Consider the following 15,317-nt stretch of genomic DNA (forward strand, 5'->3'; position numbering starts at 1 on the left):
ATCGCCGTGACGGCGACGGTGACGGACGCGGACGGCGACAGCGCCTCAACCGGCGCCATCGACGTCGGCGGTGCGGTTACCTTCCTCGACGACGGCCCCTCGATCACCAACGCGGTCGTCGGCAGCTCGGTGACGCTCGACGAGACCAGCAACGGCCCGACGACGGACGGGGTGCTGAACCCGGCGATCATGACGGCCACGAGCGCTGCGGCGATCGTGACGCTGACGTCGAGCTACGGCGCCGACGGCGCCGGCACGACGGCCTATGCGCTTTCGGTGACGAACTCGGCCTCCGGGCTGGCGACGGCGCAGGGCGACCATGCCATCACGCTGGTGCAGGTCGGCGCCACGGTGCAGGGCCAGTACACCGATGCCGGCGGCACGCACACTGCCTTCACGGTGTCGATCGCTTCGGACGGCAAGCTGACGGTGGTGCAGAACGTCGCGCTCGAGCACCTGGTCGACGGTTCGACGGCGGCCGCCTACAACGACGCGCTGAGCCTTGCCGGCAAGATCGCCGTGACGGCGACGGTGACGGACGCGGACGGCGACAGCGCCTCAACCGGCGCCATCGACGTCGGCGGTGCGGTCACCTTCCTCGACGACGGCCCGACAGCAGTCTCGCCGGATTATGCGGTGCTCGCGAACGGGGCAGGCAATCCGGTCACGTTTGCTCTGGACGTAGACCACTCGCTGTCTACTAACTATGGGGCGGACGGCGCAGGCACAGCGATTTTCGCGGCATCCCTCGATGGCGCGGACAGCGGCCTGACTTCCGGCGGCGCGCATATCATCTACGACGTCTCTGCGGACGGTCATACCCTCTATGGAATTGCCAACGGGTTGACGGTGTTCACCGTCACGCTCGACGCCCAGAATGCCAACTATACTGTCGACATGGACGGAACGGTCGACAGCCTGACGCAGGTGACTTTCTCCAACGGCACCTACGATTTCGACGGCGGCAACGGTGCCTGGGCCGGCTTCGTGCCGACTGGTCAGAAAAACTCCGGCACCCCGGTCGACGACAATTCGAAGGACGTGCTTTTCACGCCTTTCGGCACAGGCACGACCATCAACGGCAACGCGAACTCCTTCGGTATCGGCGGCGGCGCCGGCGGACAGAACATCGGCGCGGGCGAAGGCATCCGGGTGGACTTTGTCCAGGATCTGACCGGCAACCCGATGGGGGCTGGAGGCTATGGCGATCCGACAAATCGCGACCACGTGTTCGACAGTCACTACACCGCCAACGGCGCCAGCTTCACCTTTGGCGACGGAAACACCGACTCGGTTCTTCAAATCACGGCCAAGGACGACAACGCCACGACGGGCACCGACAACAACAAGACAGTTGGAGACGGCGTGCTCGATTCGGTCACCTCGGTCGCGATCGCGTATGACGGTGAGACGCAGATCGTCAATTTCGCGGACATCGGCACCGCCGCAACGGCCTATACGGTAGGCAATCCCGGCGGACTGACCGACAGAACCTATACGGTTCAGTTCGTCGATGTGGATCCCAGCGCCGCAGTTCATTATGCCGTCCAGATAACAGGCATAATGGACGACCATGTTTCCGTCTCGACGTTCACGGCCGACGGCTACAACAGCCTGGAATTGTTGAACAAGAGCGGTGACGACTTCGCCATTACCGGATTTGGCGCAGCCGTTCAGAGCACCGACCCCGTCAACTTCAACCTGCCGATCCAGATCGTGGACGCGGACGGGGACTTGGCGACAAGTCTGATCGGCGTGACGCTGAGCGGGAACACAATTGCGGATCACTCGGCGGACGCTGCCGGCGCTTCGCACAACTACACTTCGACGGCGGCGGCGCCCGATATCATCGGGTCTGCTTTCGACGACGTCATAACCGGCAACGATGTCGGGAACGTGCTGTATGGCGGAGCTGGAGCGGACAACTTGAGCGGAGCAGGCGGCAACGACACACTCGTCGGCGGAGCCGGCAACGACACCCTCGTTGGCGGAGCCGGCAATGACTTGCTCGTCGGCGGCTCGGGCCAGGACACGCTAACCGGCGGCACCGGCGCAGACACGTTCAGACTCGACCACCTCGACATCAAGGATCTCATCACCGACTACAATGGGGCCGAAGGAGACAAGATCGACCTGTCGTCGCTGTTCGAGACGGCGGCGGGGGGCAACATCGCCGACTACGTGCACTATGATGCCGGCACGAAGACGCTGAGCGTCGACACCAACGGCACGACCGGCGGCGCCAATTTTGTGGACGTGGCGCAACTGACGAACGGACCTGCCGCCGGCACGATCAACATCCTCTATGATGACTCGAACCATCAACAGCACACGGCCACGATTTAATGCTTATGCGCAGCCACACTCCCATGCTATGCATAAGCAACGCGTGAATTCGCAATTCGAAGAGGGGCTTACATGAGACATTCCGCGAGACTGCTGGCTTCGGCCACGGCGCTGTTCTTGGCCGGGTCGACGGGGTTTGCCGCCGACATCATCGGCGAGCCGGCGGTGAATTATTGCCGTACCGTCGGCACCTCGGACCTGGTGCTGACCGACAACATGGTCGAGCTCAAGGACAGGGTGGTGAAGCTGATGGACGACTCGATAGCCGTCGCCAACAGTCCGGAATGGATCAACTCGTCGCGTCCGGCCTTCGTCTGGGCCTCGGAAGCCAAGGTCGCCTGCGGCAAGGCCTATGGCTACCTCAAGACGAACTACAAGGACGAGGACTACCTCAACAAATGCGAGTGCTTCCACGACCGCATGGTCGAGTACATGCACTGAGCTGACGGGCGCGCGCCGACCGGCTGCGATGGCAGCCAGGGGAAGGCCTGCGATCGCTTCGCCCTTCGCCTTGGCTGGCTTCAGTCGGATTGCCGCGCAACACGCCGCGGATGCGGCCGCTCATCGCGATGCGATCCCGAACCGACGCGCGAATAGAGGCGCTCAGGGCGCGCCTTTTCGACGGCTAAACCATGATCCGGGAATTACGGGACGGCTTCGCAAGCCTATCGTAAGAAGAATCGTGTACAGACCGGAAGATACCCGGCGACACATGGTGGCAACACATGGGGTGGATGCATCATGAAATATGAGCGGCACCATGCGCGCATGTGGGTAACCGCCGTTGCGCTCGTCGCGACGTTGTCCGGCTGCCAGTCGAAGAGCGGCGCGTCGGACGTGCTCGACCCTTCCGCGATCGCGGCGCCGGCAAGCCAGGCAAGCAGCACCACCACAACGGCCCCCGCGCAGCTGACCGCCAGCTCCGCTGCCGCGCCGAAAGGCAACCTGACGCTCGGCAGCGGCCCGACCAAGATTACCATGCTTTTGCCGCTGTCGGCCCCGGGAAGCGCCGGCGAGGACGGCAGGAAGATGTATGACGCCGCCAGGCTCGCGATGACCGATCTCGGCGACAAGCTTTTGACGCTGACGATCGAGGACACGCGCGGCGACAGCGGCTATGCCAAGGACCTGGCGGTGAAGGCGATCACCTCGGGCGGCGCGAAGGCGATCATCGGGCCGGACGAGCTCGCGGCGGCGCAGCACCTCGCCAAGCTCTCCGGCACGCAGCGGCCGCCGGTGCTGGCGCTGGCCGACAATTTCGCCGGCGGCCCCGGCGTCTATTCGGTGCGGCTGAGCGAGGCCGACAGCGCGGCCGCGGGCGCGGCAGCGGTGGCCAGCAAGGGCGCCAAGAAATTCGTGCTCCTGGTGCCGGCGGGTTCGAACGCCGGCGTCATCGAGGCCCGTGTCGGCAACGCACTCAGCATCTACGGCGCGGCGCTTGCCGTGACGCTGCCCTATTCGGCGTCGGACGGCGCCAAGGTGGTGTCCGACATGGGCTCGCTGGTCGAGGCGCCCGACGCCGTGATCGTGGCCAGCGGCGACGGCAGCCCGACGCCCGTGCTTGCGGCGTTGAAGGCGAAAGGCATTCCCGGCAAGGCCGTGAGCCTGATCGGCACCGACCGCTGGCTGGAGCGGCCGATCGATCCGCTCTACGAGGGCGCCTATATCGCGACGCTCGACCAGAGCGAGACCGGGCCGATCGCCGACCGCTTCAAGGCGACCTACAATTACCAGGCGGACGTCAACGTCGCCTACGCCTACGACATGGTGGCGCTGTCGGCCGGCATAGCGAGCTCGGTCGGTCCGAACGGTTTTTCCAAGCAGGTGCTGGAGAACGCGAGCGGCTTCCGCGGCTCGACCGGCCTGTTCCGCTTCCGCGCCGACGGCTCGAGCCAGAGATCGATGCCGTTCTTCAAGGTGGAGAAGGGCAAGCTGAAGCTGGTGGAGAAGCAGACCTCGGGGTTTTGAATTTCATTGGGGTGGGCGGGCCGTTGGATTTCCTTAGAAAGCTTCTCATTCTGGCCGCCGTCGGGGCGGTGGGAGCTGGTGCCGTCGCGCTCATCGAACGGCTGATGTTCGAGGCGCCAACGCCAGCCGTCTCCGGCGAGCCGCCCCCGCTGCCTGTCACCAAGAAAAAGCCGGTGCGACAATGGAAATGGCGCCTGACATAGCTGCCAGTTTTGCTCGGACTTGCGCCTTTGCACGCAGCCTCAGTGGGCATCCATGTTTGGTACGAACGTCGTGCCTTGAAGGAAAGCGTCGCCAAGAATCAAATGGCCTCAGCCACGTTTCGAGCTTGTTGAGAGCCATCCCGCGAGCATCCAAATGATGGGCGTCGCTAGCATGGATGCATACCCGTCAATGGCGTAGTGCCAAGCTAGATGCACAGCACCCAGTTGGGTCATGATTAGGAAGGCAACGCCAATCCATCGCAATATACCGCCAAAACGCCAGAGGAAGACTGCGTTCAACATGGCTATGGCAACATGCATTGAAGGGAAGGCCGAAATCCCGCTACCCATACGGGGACCGTCTGATGCTGCATTAGCGAGAAGCATGTTCTGTGCGTATAGAGCCCATACAGGGTAGACGTTATTCGTAGCCTTGAGGTAATCCATAAGCGGAGCAAAGGTGCCGTCACCGAAGAACGGCATGACGAAGGCTGGGCCGACCGAGGCAAATATTGTCGCTGCGACATTTCCGAGGATGGCCCACGTCAGAACAAAAGCCACCAGATAGCGAGAGCGGAGGCGATCATTGCCCACGGAGAATGTTACGCAAAATAAAACCACAAACATAAATACGAACCAAAGGTTATAAAAGAAATTAATTGTAAATGTCGCAATTCCTAACCCCAATACCGGGTGAAATACCCTCCAAGCATCGGTGCCGAAATTTATAAATCTGTCTACTTCAACTAGCTTTCCATCCAAATAAAATGGAACTATTCTGTTTATTCCGTCCTTCATGCTTGTAAAAACCGAGAAAAATATTGGAAAAACAATTAAGACCGGAACGCCTCTTATTATTCTTTCGCCAAGTTGATATTTTGCAAGCTTCGACTTAATCTCTGAAAATATCCGTTCCGGCCTGCTCAGCATTACGCGAATAGAAATAATCGAAAACAAGACGACCGCAACAGCGCAGCCAAACACCCAGAAACCTTGATTGTAAAGCTGCACGTCTATGGGGATTCCCCAATGTTCGGCTGCGGTAACCGCAAGGAGTATGTAAGTCGCGATCGCGATGTAGAAGGAGTTGTTCGCGCGCCAGGCCGCAAGACTACCGCCATGAAGTATAGCCTCTGTCATCGGCATTTTGATCAGGTCCAGCTTAACTTGGCAGGACGCGCTGTCGCGGTCCATCACACATCAGCATATACGCTATTCATGAGTAGCAGCACTATCGTGCAGATCGCAGCGAGCGAGATTGGCACCCCGAACGGTACGACACCCTTACGGTCCAGGTGCTGAACGTAAACGCGGAAAGCCCCCTCGGGCAGCATAAAAGGATATTTTATGACCGCAGCAGTGGCGAGCGCAAACAGCAGAAGCAAAATCGAGAAGAAAGCAAGGCCAGGGCCTCCAATCACGAATGGAATAATCGCCATCAGTTTCACGTCGCCAGCGCCCAGCTTCCGCAGAGCCCAGAGCGGAAAGAGAACGACAAACAGCAGCAATGCGGCGATGGCGCTTAATCCCATGTCCCACCACGATCCCGCCTGAACGGACATCAGTTGTAAGGAACCGAGGCCTAGGCAAAGCAGCATCAGGACATCGCGGTTCGATATTTTCTGGGTCGTGAAGTCGAGCCAGGCAATCCTTCCGAGCAGGGGAACGGAAAGCATCTTGAAGAAGAGCGATACCGCGAGCAGAAGGCTCATGACCGCTCGATGTTCCGCACGCTGGACGATAGCAGCTTCAAATTGTTGGCCACGGTCGGATCGTTGGGCGCGAGCTCATAGGCCTTGAGGAAATTATCACGCGCTTCCTGCAGCTTGCCGCGCAGCAGATAGGAGTAGCCGAGGTTGTTGTAATATTCCGGTGTCGCGCCAAGCAAACGATAGGCGCGGCCGTAGGCGAGGTCGGCAAGGTCGAAGCGCCGGATGCGGTCGCAGGAGGCGGCTAGGCCCAGCCAGGCGACGCCATCATTGGGTGCCAGCCGTGTGGCCTTGTAGAACAGGGCGCCGGCATTGCCGTAGTTTTCCGAACGGAACTGGGTCTTGGCCTCGGTGACCGCCTGGTCCGACGCGTAATAGTCGACATTGCTGATTGTCTTCAGCCCGTCGAAGGCGTCGCCAAAGGCGGTGTAGTCGCCTTTGGCCGGCTCGTTGGTGCGAACGACACCGCCGGTGGAGTCATTCGTCTGGCAACCTGCAAGGAAGATAAGCAGCAGGCTGGCCGCGACTGCGATGCGCTTTGGCCGTGTCATTGTGTGTCCCACGAGTCCCCGACTCTGTTTAGAAACTAATCATATGACAAGTTAGAAGAAAATGCCTTTCATGCGGATGATGACCGGCAACATGACCACCATCATCACCACCGGGAAGATGCAGAGACCAAGAGGAATCATCATCTTGACCGGCAAAGCGTTGGCCTGCTCTTCCGCGCGCATGATTCTCTGGTTACGCATTTCGTCGCTGTAGACACGCAACGCCTCGGTGAGGCTCGTGCCGAGCTCTTCCGATTGACGAAACAGCACCGCAAGGGCCTTCGCCTCATCAAGGCCGATGCGATCTGCCAGTTCGCGCAGCGCCTCGCGCAACGGTTTGCCGGCGCGCAATTGCAGATTCATGATCGAAAGCTGAATGCCGAGCCACTTGTGGGTGCCTGCGAGTTCGTTGCCGACCCGATCAACCGCGGCCTCCAGGCTCATACCTGCATCGGCGCAGGTGATCATCATATCCATGAAATCAGGAAAGCCGCGCCGGTAGATCTGTTTTTGCGTATTCTCGAAGCGATCGAGCATGATGCTTGGAATAACGATACAGCCCAATCCGATCAGAGCCGCGCCAGCAAAGGCAAGGAAGCTGGGCAGTTGAGGTGGTAGCAGGTGGGAAAACAGCGTGTAGCTGGCGAGAAAGCCAATGCATACTGCGCCCAGACGAGAGACCATATAGATGACAGGCGCACTCGGTTGGTGGAAGCCGGCGCGGAAGAGTTTTGCCTCAAGTGCATTTGGCTCACCGCGTTCCTTTTCGAGGGCGCGAAAATACGCGTCCACCGGTCGCTGGGCCGATATCCTATTGATTTCCTGCTGAGCCGTCAGCGAGCGGCGACTTGTTATTCCCTCCGACAAAAGGCTTTCAGCGATCCGCTTTCTCGTCTGGAGAACCGGCGCCAATACCAAAGCGACCAGCAGAAAAAGCGTGCCCGCCGCCAAGAAAATGGCGAAGGATAGCAACATCGGCGAATTTCCAAGATCGTTCAGCAAGCCGATGACCCAGTGCTAGAAATCGAAATTGACCATGCGGTACATGATGTAGTCGCCCAACAGCGCCCAGGATCCGAAGATCACGAACACCGGCATAATGAGCGGACTGTTCCAAACGTCGCCATAGTAGCTCGGAGCGATTCCCAACAGGATGAGGAACATCAGCACCGGAAAGAGCGAAATAATCCAGGCAGACATCCGCCCCTCCGCCGACAGGGCCCTGATCTTCAGCCGAAGCTTGCGCCGCTCGCGCAGCACCGACGCCAGATTGGACAGAATCTCGGTAAGATTGCCGCCGGTCTTTGCCTGAATGGAAAGCGACACCGACAGAAGGTGCAATCCCTCGAAGCCGACACGCTCTGATAACTTTCGCACGGCCTGCTCAAGGCTGAGGCCAAACGAGATCTCATCCGAGACAATGCCGAATTCGGTTCCAAGCGGATCCGGCATTTCACGTGCCACGAGCCCGATCGCCACGGTTGTCGGATGGCCAGCGCGAAGGGAGCGCACGATCATGTCGAGCGCGTCAGGAAGCTGGCTGGCGAATTTGGCAATCCGCTTGTTCCTGGCCCGCCTCAGCACGAGGAAAGGTAGAGCGAAAGCAACAAATAGGAAGACGAGACCCGCGAAGGTAGTCGAGAAATCCAGGAGAAGTGTGGCGACCAAGGCTAGCACGAGCCCCGCCAGCAAGAAGACTGCCGCAAAACTGATCGGATTGCCGGTTATGCCAGACTGTGTGTAGAGACGATTGAGGGTTACGGCGCCAAAGGCAAAATCGCCCGATGTCGTCAAACCGCGTTCTTGGAGAAGCCCTTGCAGGCTCCGTTCCGCCGGAGCATCTTCGCCCATCACTTGAAGGCGGCGGTTTATTATGCCTGCCCTTGCACGCGTCCCGGCGACGGAAACGTACATAACCTCCACGGCGAGAATGACAGAGGCTGCGGCAAGCACGTAGACCAGATAAAGCAGCGTTTGGCCGGAAAACATCAGAGCGGCACCTGCGGATTGAAGGCGTCCTTGGCGAAATGATGCCCCAGGGTCGCCACTTCAGCCGCAAAACGCGGCCGAACGCCGGTGGCGCGAAACTCGCCGACAATCGTGCCGTCTGAGGCGATATCCCGACGAACGAAATGGTAGATCTCCTGCAACTGGACGACATTGCCTTCCATTCCGGTAATCTCCGAGATCGAAACCACTCGTCGTCCGCCGTCGGAAAGGCGCTGCGTCTGGACGATAATGTCGATGGCCGAGGCGATCTGCGACCGGATCGAGTCGTTGGTCATCGGCATGCCAGCCATGCCGACCATCTGCTCGAGGCGCGAGATGGCGTCGCGCGGCGTGTTGGCATGGATAGTCGTCATCGAACCTTCATGGCCGGTGTTCATGGCCTGCAGCATGTCGAAGGCTTCCTCGCCGCGCACCTCGCCGACGATGATGCGGTCCGGTCGCATGCGCAGCGCATTCTTGACCAATTCGCGCTGGCGAACCTCGCCCTTGCCCTCGACATTGGGCGGACGTGTTTCCAAGCGGCCGACATGCGGCTGCTGCAACTGCAGTTCCGCCGCGTCTTCGATTGTGACCAAACGCTCCCTGGTCGGAATATAGCTCGAAAGGGCGTTGAGCAGAGTCGTCTTGCCGCTGCCTGTGCCACCCGAGACCAGGATCGACTTGCGCGCCTGCACGGCGATCCGCAGCAAGTCGACCATCGGCGGACGAATGGAGTTGAAGGCGATCAGCCGCTCCAACGAATAAGGATGCTTGGAGAACTTGCGGATCGACACCAGCGGACCGTCGACCGAGATCGGCCGCACGGCGATGTTGACGCGCGAACCGTCATCGAGACGTGCATCGACCATGGGCGCGGATTCATCGACACGTCTGCCAATATTCGAGACGATCTTATTGACGATCCGTAGCAGATGCGCCTCGTCGCGAAAGCGGATTGCCGTCTCTTCCAATACACCGCGGCGCTCGATGAACACGTGCTTGTGCGTGTTGATCAGGATATCGGCGATCGAATCGTCCTTGAGCAAGGGCTCGATCGGCCCGAGCCCCAACATCTCGTCCGCCGTATCGCTGGTCAGCTGGTCGAGCTCTCGCGCGTTGAGCGGGGTGTTTCGGCCACGCACGAATTCGCGCACGATCGGCCGGATCTCGTTCAGGATCTCGTCCTTGGAAGCATTTTCAAGGGCGGTCAGATTGAACCTGTCTATGAGGTGCCGATGCAGATCGACCTTCAGCGACAGGAAATCGTCCGAGACCGGCTCGGCCTGGACCGGCTGCACGACCGCCGCGCCATTGGCTACCGTGGGCGCGTGCGTTGATTGCGGTGCGCGCTGCTCACTCTGCCCTTTGATGAAGCGACCCAACATGTCGCTGCCCCTTTGCGATTTCCCCGACATCGAAACTAAGCGTTAACCACGAGGGGCACAAGCGGCCTGGAAGACACACTAGATTTATTACTTGCGACATAGTTAAGAAATAGGGATTCGGGAAATCGTTTTATTTTCGCGCTCCCAACATCCACGGACCAAAGTCCTAGGACCTTTGGCGGCAACCATGCGATTATCCTAGCTAAGCCATTTAATATAAACGGATATGCCTTACCCCTAATGCTGTAGCCCCCGCGGGCACAGCGTGGCCGAATTGTGAATGAATGGTTAAGATCACTTGAAAACCAAAACGAATCAAGCCGTTGTGAAAATTGAACGAGGCTAAAATCGAGTATTGAACGGTTAAGAGACTGTTAATCCGTTTGACCGGCTTTTTCGCGGGACCTAGGATTGAACGTGACGGGGGATGCTTGGGTATGGGGTTTCATCCTTAGGCTCGTCTCGTCGGGTTCAACCTCCAAAGTAAGGAGACATTCGCATGGAAAAGCTGATGACGTTGACCCGGCAGTTCCGCGACGACGAAAACGGCGCTGCTATGGTCGAATATACCATTCTGCTCGGCATCATTACCGTGGCTGTGATTGCCACCGTGGTGCTGGTCGGCACATGGGTGAGCGGCAAGTGGACGGCTCTGTACTCTGCGATTTCAGGTCACTGATCAGCAGTATTCGTCTAGCATCGGTGCCAGGACTAATGCCTGGCGCCGATGGCGCCTAAAATAGTTCAGCGGGGGCTGGCGATGCGTGCGAATACCTTAGTCATGATCATCCTCGCCGGCGTCTTCGGCGTTCTGGCAGTCGTGCTTGCCAATATGTGGCTGGCAAACCAGCGCAGCGCGATGGCTAAGCCCGGCGATGTGGCGCGCGATACCGTAGTGGTGGCCGCTGTGCCACTCAAATTCGGCGACTCGCTGAGCGCCGACAAATTGCGCGAGATCGCCTGGCCTGCAGGCGCAGTTCCAGCTGGCGCGTTCAAGACAACGAAGGAACTTTTGGCTGGCGACGGCACCAAGCAGGCGCTTCAAGCGATCGGCGTCAACGAACCGGTTCTCGCGACGAAGATCACTGGCCCAGGCCAACGTGCCACGCTCTCGGCGGTGCTAACGCAAGGCATGAAGGCCGTCTCCATTCGCGTGAATGACGTCCTCGGTGTCGCGGGCTTTGTCTTCCCCGGCGACCGTGTCGATATACTTCTGACCCGCACCGTTCGCGGCGACGAAGGCGCCGACAGAAGCTTCGTCGACGTGCTGCTGCAAAGCGTCAAGGTTCTAGCGGTCGATCAGGTTGCCGACGAAAGCAAGGAAAACCCGCAGGTCGTGAAAGCGGTGACGGTCGAAGTCAGCACCAAGGATGCGCAGAAGCTGACGCTTGCCGCCGGCGCCGGCCAGCTGTCGCTGGCGCTCCGCCAGGCTGCGGCCGGCAAAGGTGAGACGACGGAACGGGTTACCCTCGCCGACCTGACCGGCGATACGCCAGACGATGTTGCCAAGCGACAGGCCGAACTCGCAAGGCAGAAGGCTGATGAGGCGGCGGCCGCGGAAGAACGAAAACGCGCGAACGCGAAAATTGACGGGCTGGCTCAGGCTGTGGAACGGGTAGGTACCCAGATTGACCAACTGAGCAAAGCCAAACCGGAACCGGTAGTAGTCTCGGCGCCTGAAGCGAAAGAGGTCGTAAAGTTTGTCCAGCCGGAATCCCCGAAGCGCGTGACGGTGAGCGTGTTCCGGGGCGTTAAACTCGAATCATACGAAGTGCCGCGCCAAAACTGACGAGGAGAGCGCGGCGGGCTGCCACCGGCAGCAGAGGGGAGACGGGGAATGCAAGGGTTTTGGGTTCGGATAGCGGCGGCCGCGCTATCCTTTGTTGGCGTATCGGCGATATTGGACCATTCGGCCTGGGCGGCTGACCGCTTCATCGATGTGTCGAGCCCTTCGCTGCACCGCGTGTTCGTGCCCGTTTCACAATCCGCGACGATCACAGTCAACGCCACGCTTGGCGACATAGTCGTCGGTGACGAAAAGATCGCCGATGCCCAGCCGATGACCGATAAGACGCTCTACATCATCGGCAAGAGCGTCGGCACGACCACCGTCAACCTGTTCTCCGACGACAAGCGTTCGCTAGGCACCCTCCAGATCGAGGTCGGCCAGGATGTCAGCGACATGGCGGCCGCGATCCGCCAGGTGGCGCCGAGGGCACGCATCGAGATCGGTTCGATCAACGGCAAGGTTCGGCTGAGCGGCCACGTCAAGGACGCCGCCACGCTGGCGCAGATCGTCGAGGTGACGCAGCAATATGGCCCCGACGCCATCATCAATGCCGTCACCATCGACGACAGCGAGCAGGTCAATCTCTCGGTCCGCATCCTGGAGGCAAGTCGCAATGCCGGCCGCGATCTTGGTGTGTCGTTCAAGAGCACGAATAGAGACGGCTCCACAAAAGTCGGAACCGGCATAGCCGCGGTGGATAAAGACAACGTGGTGCTCGGGTCGGGTACCTTGCTCAGTGGTCTTCTGTCCAATGCCAGTCCGTTCGGAGCACTGCTTACGCGCGTCATCGACAGCAATGTTAAAGTGGACTTGTACATCGAAGCGCTCGAAGCGAAGGGGCTGGTGCGCACGCTGGCCGAACCCAATCTCACCACGGTTTCCGGCGAGACCGCCAGCTTCAATGCTGGTGGCGAAGTCCCTATCCGCACCGTCGGCGCTTTGGGTCAGGTCCAAATCGACTACAAGCAATTCGGTGTGGCTCTGAACTTCACACCGGTGGTTCTGGACGACGGGAAGATCCACATGAAGCTGGCGCCGGAAGTCAGCGATGTGACCGACTTCACGCCCGCCGGCGATCCGATCTTCACCAGCCGCAAGCTGCAGACCGTGGTCGACCTGCGCGATGGGCAGAGCTTCGCGGTTGGTGGACTGCTCCAAAGCAAGAACACAAGGCTGCAGGAACAGGTGCCTTGGCTCGGTCAAGTTCCGATTGTCGGGGCGCTGTTCAGGAATTCGAGCACGCAGAAGAAAGAGACCGAACTGGTCGTCATCGTCACGCCGCATCTGGTGCGGCCGGTGAAGCCCGGCGAGCAGCTGGCGACACCTTTCGACAAGACCAAGCCGGCCAACGATCCGGAGCTTTTCCTGCTCGGCCAGCTCGAGGTCAGCAAGGATATGATCAGGAAGTATGAGCTGGGCGACGGCGTGACCGGCCCCTACGGCCACATGTTGGATGTGAAATCGAAGGACAAGCTGGTCTATGTCAAGAAATAAGCTCCTTATCGTCCTTCTCGGCTCCAGCCTGCTCGCGGGCTGCGCGGCGGACTATTTGAACAATTACGACACGATGACGTTGGCATCAGGCGACTCGCAGAAGGCCAACGAGCTGCTGCAGACGGTCGACCCATACAATCCAGCTTCGAACAACACGAAGATCGAGGGCGATGGCGCTCGATCCGTCGGTGTCGTGCAGAAATACAAGATACCGCCGACGCCGTCATCGGCGCCAGCAACGAACATGACAGTGAATGTCGGCCAGGCTGGCGCAAGCACGCCGCTGAACTGAACAGAGGATGCGGAGACAAACGCGCTAGGCGACGAGGGCAGGCGCAGAAGGACAGCGAGTAAGGTCATGTTGGGGACCATACGCAGATTCTGGCGCGATCAGAGAGGCATAGCTCTGGTCCTTGTCAGTATCATGTTGCCGGCAATCATCGGTTTTTCGCTCCTGGCGATTGACATGAGCCGGGTCAACAACATGCATAACGATCTACAGAAAGGCGCCGATGCCCTAGCGCTTGCCGGAGCGGCTGAACTCGACGGGACTACTGGCGCTTGGGCGCGGGCCGAGCGCGCGATGGCAACGTTGGTCAGCAACGAAGGTCATTTTTCGACGGCCGCGCCGAATGGAAGGTTTACTCTGACTTCGGGCCAACCGGGCGGTACGCTGCGATGCAACAGCGCTGGGAACATCTCATGGTGTTTCCTGAAAACTCTTCCCAACGACAACGTCGCCATCACCTCGGCAAATTATGCCAACACCGATCCTGCGGCGGGAGAACTGGAGACGCGTTTCGTCCAAGTGACTGTAGCCCCCACGGGCTTTGCGGCCATCTTCCCAGCCTCATTCCTCACTGGAAACTCAGCCAGCAACAGTTTCAACGTCGGAGCTACCGCCGTCGCGGGCTTCACGTCGAGCGTTTGCGACTACACCCCAGTCTTCATGTGCAATCCGTACGAAGATACCAGCATAACTGGTGGCGTGACACTGGAACAGGCGGCACAAACCAGACAGTATCGTCGTCGGCAAATCGTCCTGCGCGGGGACGGCTTCTACGCACCCGGCAACTTTGCTTTCCTTTCTTCGCCGTTTGGTACGGGGGCCAAGGAACTCGAGAAGATGCTCGCGGACTCCAAGCCGCAGAATTGCTATTCTCGCGACGGCGTAGAGACCGAGCCCGGGCAGAACTCAGGCCCTGTGGAAAACGGGATCAACTCGCGCTTCGGCATCAACTCCTCGAACTACTCGGATGGCCCTGCGGTCAACGTGCGCAAGGGCGCAAAGAACTGGGACCAGTATGTCGCGAGCAACAAGGTCGACTACGAGACGGATGTCAACAAGGGGGTCGGACTTGAGCGCGACTCGTGCCAGATCGCCGGCAACTGCACGATGATGGGCGGCCGTATGGGCGAGGGGGACTGGAACTTCGCACGCTACTGGTCCGTCAACCATCCGACGCGTGCCGTCCCCGCAGCCCTATCGGGCACTGGCGCCGACCTCCCGACGCGCTACGAGGTCTATCGCTATGAGATCGATCCTAATGGCGACGGCAATAGTTCCGACAGCATTGTCGGCGACGCCTCGGTCGGCGGCGAAAGAGGCACCCCGCCAGCAGCAGCAGGTGCTCCGATCACCACCACCGACCGCCGCTTGCTCTACGGCGCGATCCTGGACTGCAATGCGTTGCAGGCTAGCGGCGTAAGTTTCAAGGGCCGCGCAACTGTTCCCGTCAGACGATTTGGCAGTTTCTTCATTACGGAGCCGGTTAAGGACGGGAAGAACATCTATGTTGAACTGGTCGACATCACCGGCAAAGGCGGTCGTGGCACGCTCGACAACTACCTCCGCGACGAAGCGCAGCTCTACAGGTGATGGT

The 15,317-nt window shown here is 59.8% G+C and carries 14 protein-coding genes; 8 read left to right on the forward strand and 6 right to left on the reverse strand.

Annotated features, from left to right (window positions below; genetic code table 11):
* Positions 1–6: 6 nt before the first annotated feature.
* From P9236_RS14850 to P9236_RS14860, 3 genes are all read left to right on the forward strand, one after another.
* Positions 7–2,346, forward strand: coding sequence for a DUF5801 repeats-in-toxin domain-containing protein (locus P9236_RS14850; protein ID WP_278075384.1), 2,340 nt, complete (start codon positions 7–9; stop codon positions 2,344–2,346).
* 72 nt (positions 2,347–2,418) lie between these two features.
* Positions 2,419–2,787: a hypothetical protein gene (locus P9236_RS14855; RefSeq protein ID WP_278075385.1), complete on the forward strand. Its 369-nt coding sequence runs from the start codon at positions 2,419–2,421 to the stop codon at positions 2,785–2,787.
* A gap of 300 nt (positions 2,788–3,087) precedes the next feature.
* Positions 3,088–4,314, forward strand: coding sequence for an ABC transporter substrate-binding protein (locus P9236_RS14860; protein WP_278075386.1), 1,227 nt, complete (start codon positions 3,088–3,090; stop codon positions 4,312–4,314).
* A 311-nt stretch (positions 4,315–4,625) separates the two neighbouring features.
* Here P9236_RS14860 and P9236_RS14865 read toward each other — a convergent pair whose 3' ends face one another.
* Genes P9236_RS14865 through P9236_RS14890 form a run of 6 tightly spaced genes read right to left on the reverse strand, consistent with a single transcriptional unit; the run spans position 4,626 to position 10,151 of the window.
* The gene (locus P9236_RS14865) at positions 4,626–5,711 is read right to left on the reverse strand and encodes a phosphatase PAP2 family protein (RefSeq protein ID WP_278075387.1); all 1,086 of its coding nucleotides are present in this window, start codon (positions 5,709–5,711) and stop codon (positions 4,626–4,628) included.
* Entirely contained in the window at positions 5,711–6,229 is a 519-nt protein-coding gene (locus P9236_RS14870; protein ID WP_278075388.1) for a prepilin peptidase, read from the reverse strand. Before P9236_RS14870 ends, P9236_RS14865 begins: the two co-directional genes overlap by 1 nt.
* Positions 6,226–6,777 (reverse strand): tetratricopeptide repeat protein, encoded by a 552-nt coding sequence (locus P9236_RS14875; protein WP_278075389.1) that lies wholly within the window; start codon positions 6,775–6,777, stop codon positions 6,226–6,228. The genes P9236_RS14870 and P9236_RS14875 overlap by 4 nt, the downstream gene beginning before the upstream one ends.
* Before the next feature lie 51 nt (positions 6,778–6,828).
* Positions 6,829–7,752 carry a type II secretion system F family protein gene (locus tag P9236_RS14880; RefSeq protein WP_278075585.1) on the reverse strand — a complete coding sequence of 308 codons (924 nt, stop codon included), beginning with the start codon at positions 7,750–7,752 and terminating at the stop codon, positions 6,829–6,831.
* A gap of 42 nt (positions 7,753–7,794) precedes the next feature.
* Positions 7,795–8,766, reverse strand: coding sequence for a type II secretion system F family protein (locus tag P9236_RS14885; RefSeq protein ID WP_278075390.1), 972 nt, complete (start codon positions 8,764–8,766; stop codon positions 7,795–7,797).
* On the reverse strand, positions 8,766–10,151 hold the full coding sequence (locus tag P9236_RS14890; RefSeq protein ID WP_278075391.1) for a CpaF family protein: 1,386 nt from the start codon (positions 10,149–10,151) through the stop codon (positions 8,766–8,768). The genes P9236_RS14885 and P9236_RS14890 overlap by 1 nt, the downstream gene beginning before the upstream one ends.
* A gap of 499 nt (positions 10,152–10,650) precedes the next feature.
* Between P9236_RS14890 and P9236_RS14895 the strand changes: the two genes are divergently transcribed.
* The 5 genes from P9236_RS14895 to P9236_RS14915 all read left to right on the forward strand — a co-directional run bounded on the left by P9236_RS14895 (position 10,651) and on the right by P9236_RS14915 (position 15,313).
* Complete coding sequence (locus P9236_RS14895; protein ID WP_278075392.1) at positions 10,651–10,830, forward strand: Flp family type IVb pilin; 180 nt, start codon at positions 10,651–10,653, stop codon at positions 10,828–10,830.
* An 81-nt stretch (positions 10,831–10,911) separates the two neighbouring features.
* Positions 10,912–11,940, forward strand: a complete 1,029-nt coding sequence (cpaB, locus tag P9236_RS14900; RefSeq protein WP_347405191.1) for a Flp pilus assembly protein CpaB — start codon at positions 10,912–10,914, stop codon at positions 11,938–11,940.
* A 48-nt stretch (positions 11,941–11,988) separates the two neighbouring features.
* Positions 11,989–13,434 (forward strand): type II and III secretion system protein family protein, encoded by a 1,446-nt coding sequence (locus P9236_RS14905; protein ID WP_278075394.1) that lies wholly within the window; start codon positions 11,989–11,991, stop codon positions 13,432–13,434.
* Positions 13,421–13,726: a hypothetical protein gene (locus tag P9236_RS14910; protein WP_278075395.1), complete on the forward strand. Its 306-nt coding sequence runs from the start codon at positions 13,421–13,423 to the stop codon at positions 13,724–13,726. The genes P9236_RS14905 and P9236_RS14910 overlap by 14 nt, the downstream gene beginning before the upstream one ends.
* 66 nt (positions 13,727–13,792) lie before the next feature.
* The gene (locus P9236_RS14915; protein WP_278075396.1) at positions 13,793–15,313 is read left to right on the forward strand and encodes a pilus assembly protein TadG-related protein; all 1,521 of its coding nucleotides are present in this window, start codon (positions 13,793–13,795) and stop codon (positions 15,311–15,313) included.
* Positions 15,314–15,317 lie beyond the last annotated feature (4 nt).

This window comes from Mesorhizobium sp. WSM4884 (assembly GCF_029625675.1).
Taxonomy (GTDB): domain Bacteria; phylum Pseudomonadota; class Alphaproteobacteria; order Rhizobiales; family Rhizobiaceae; genus Mesorhizobium.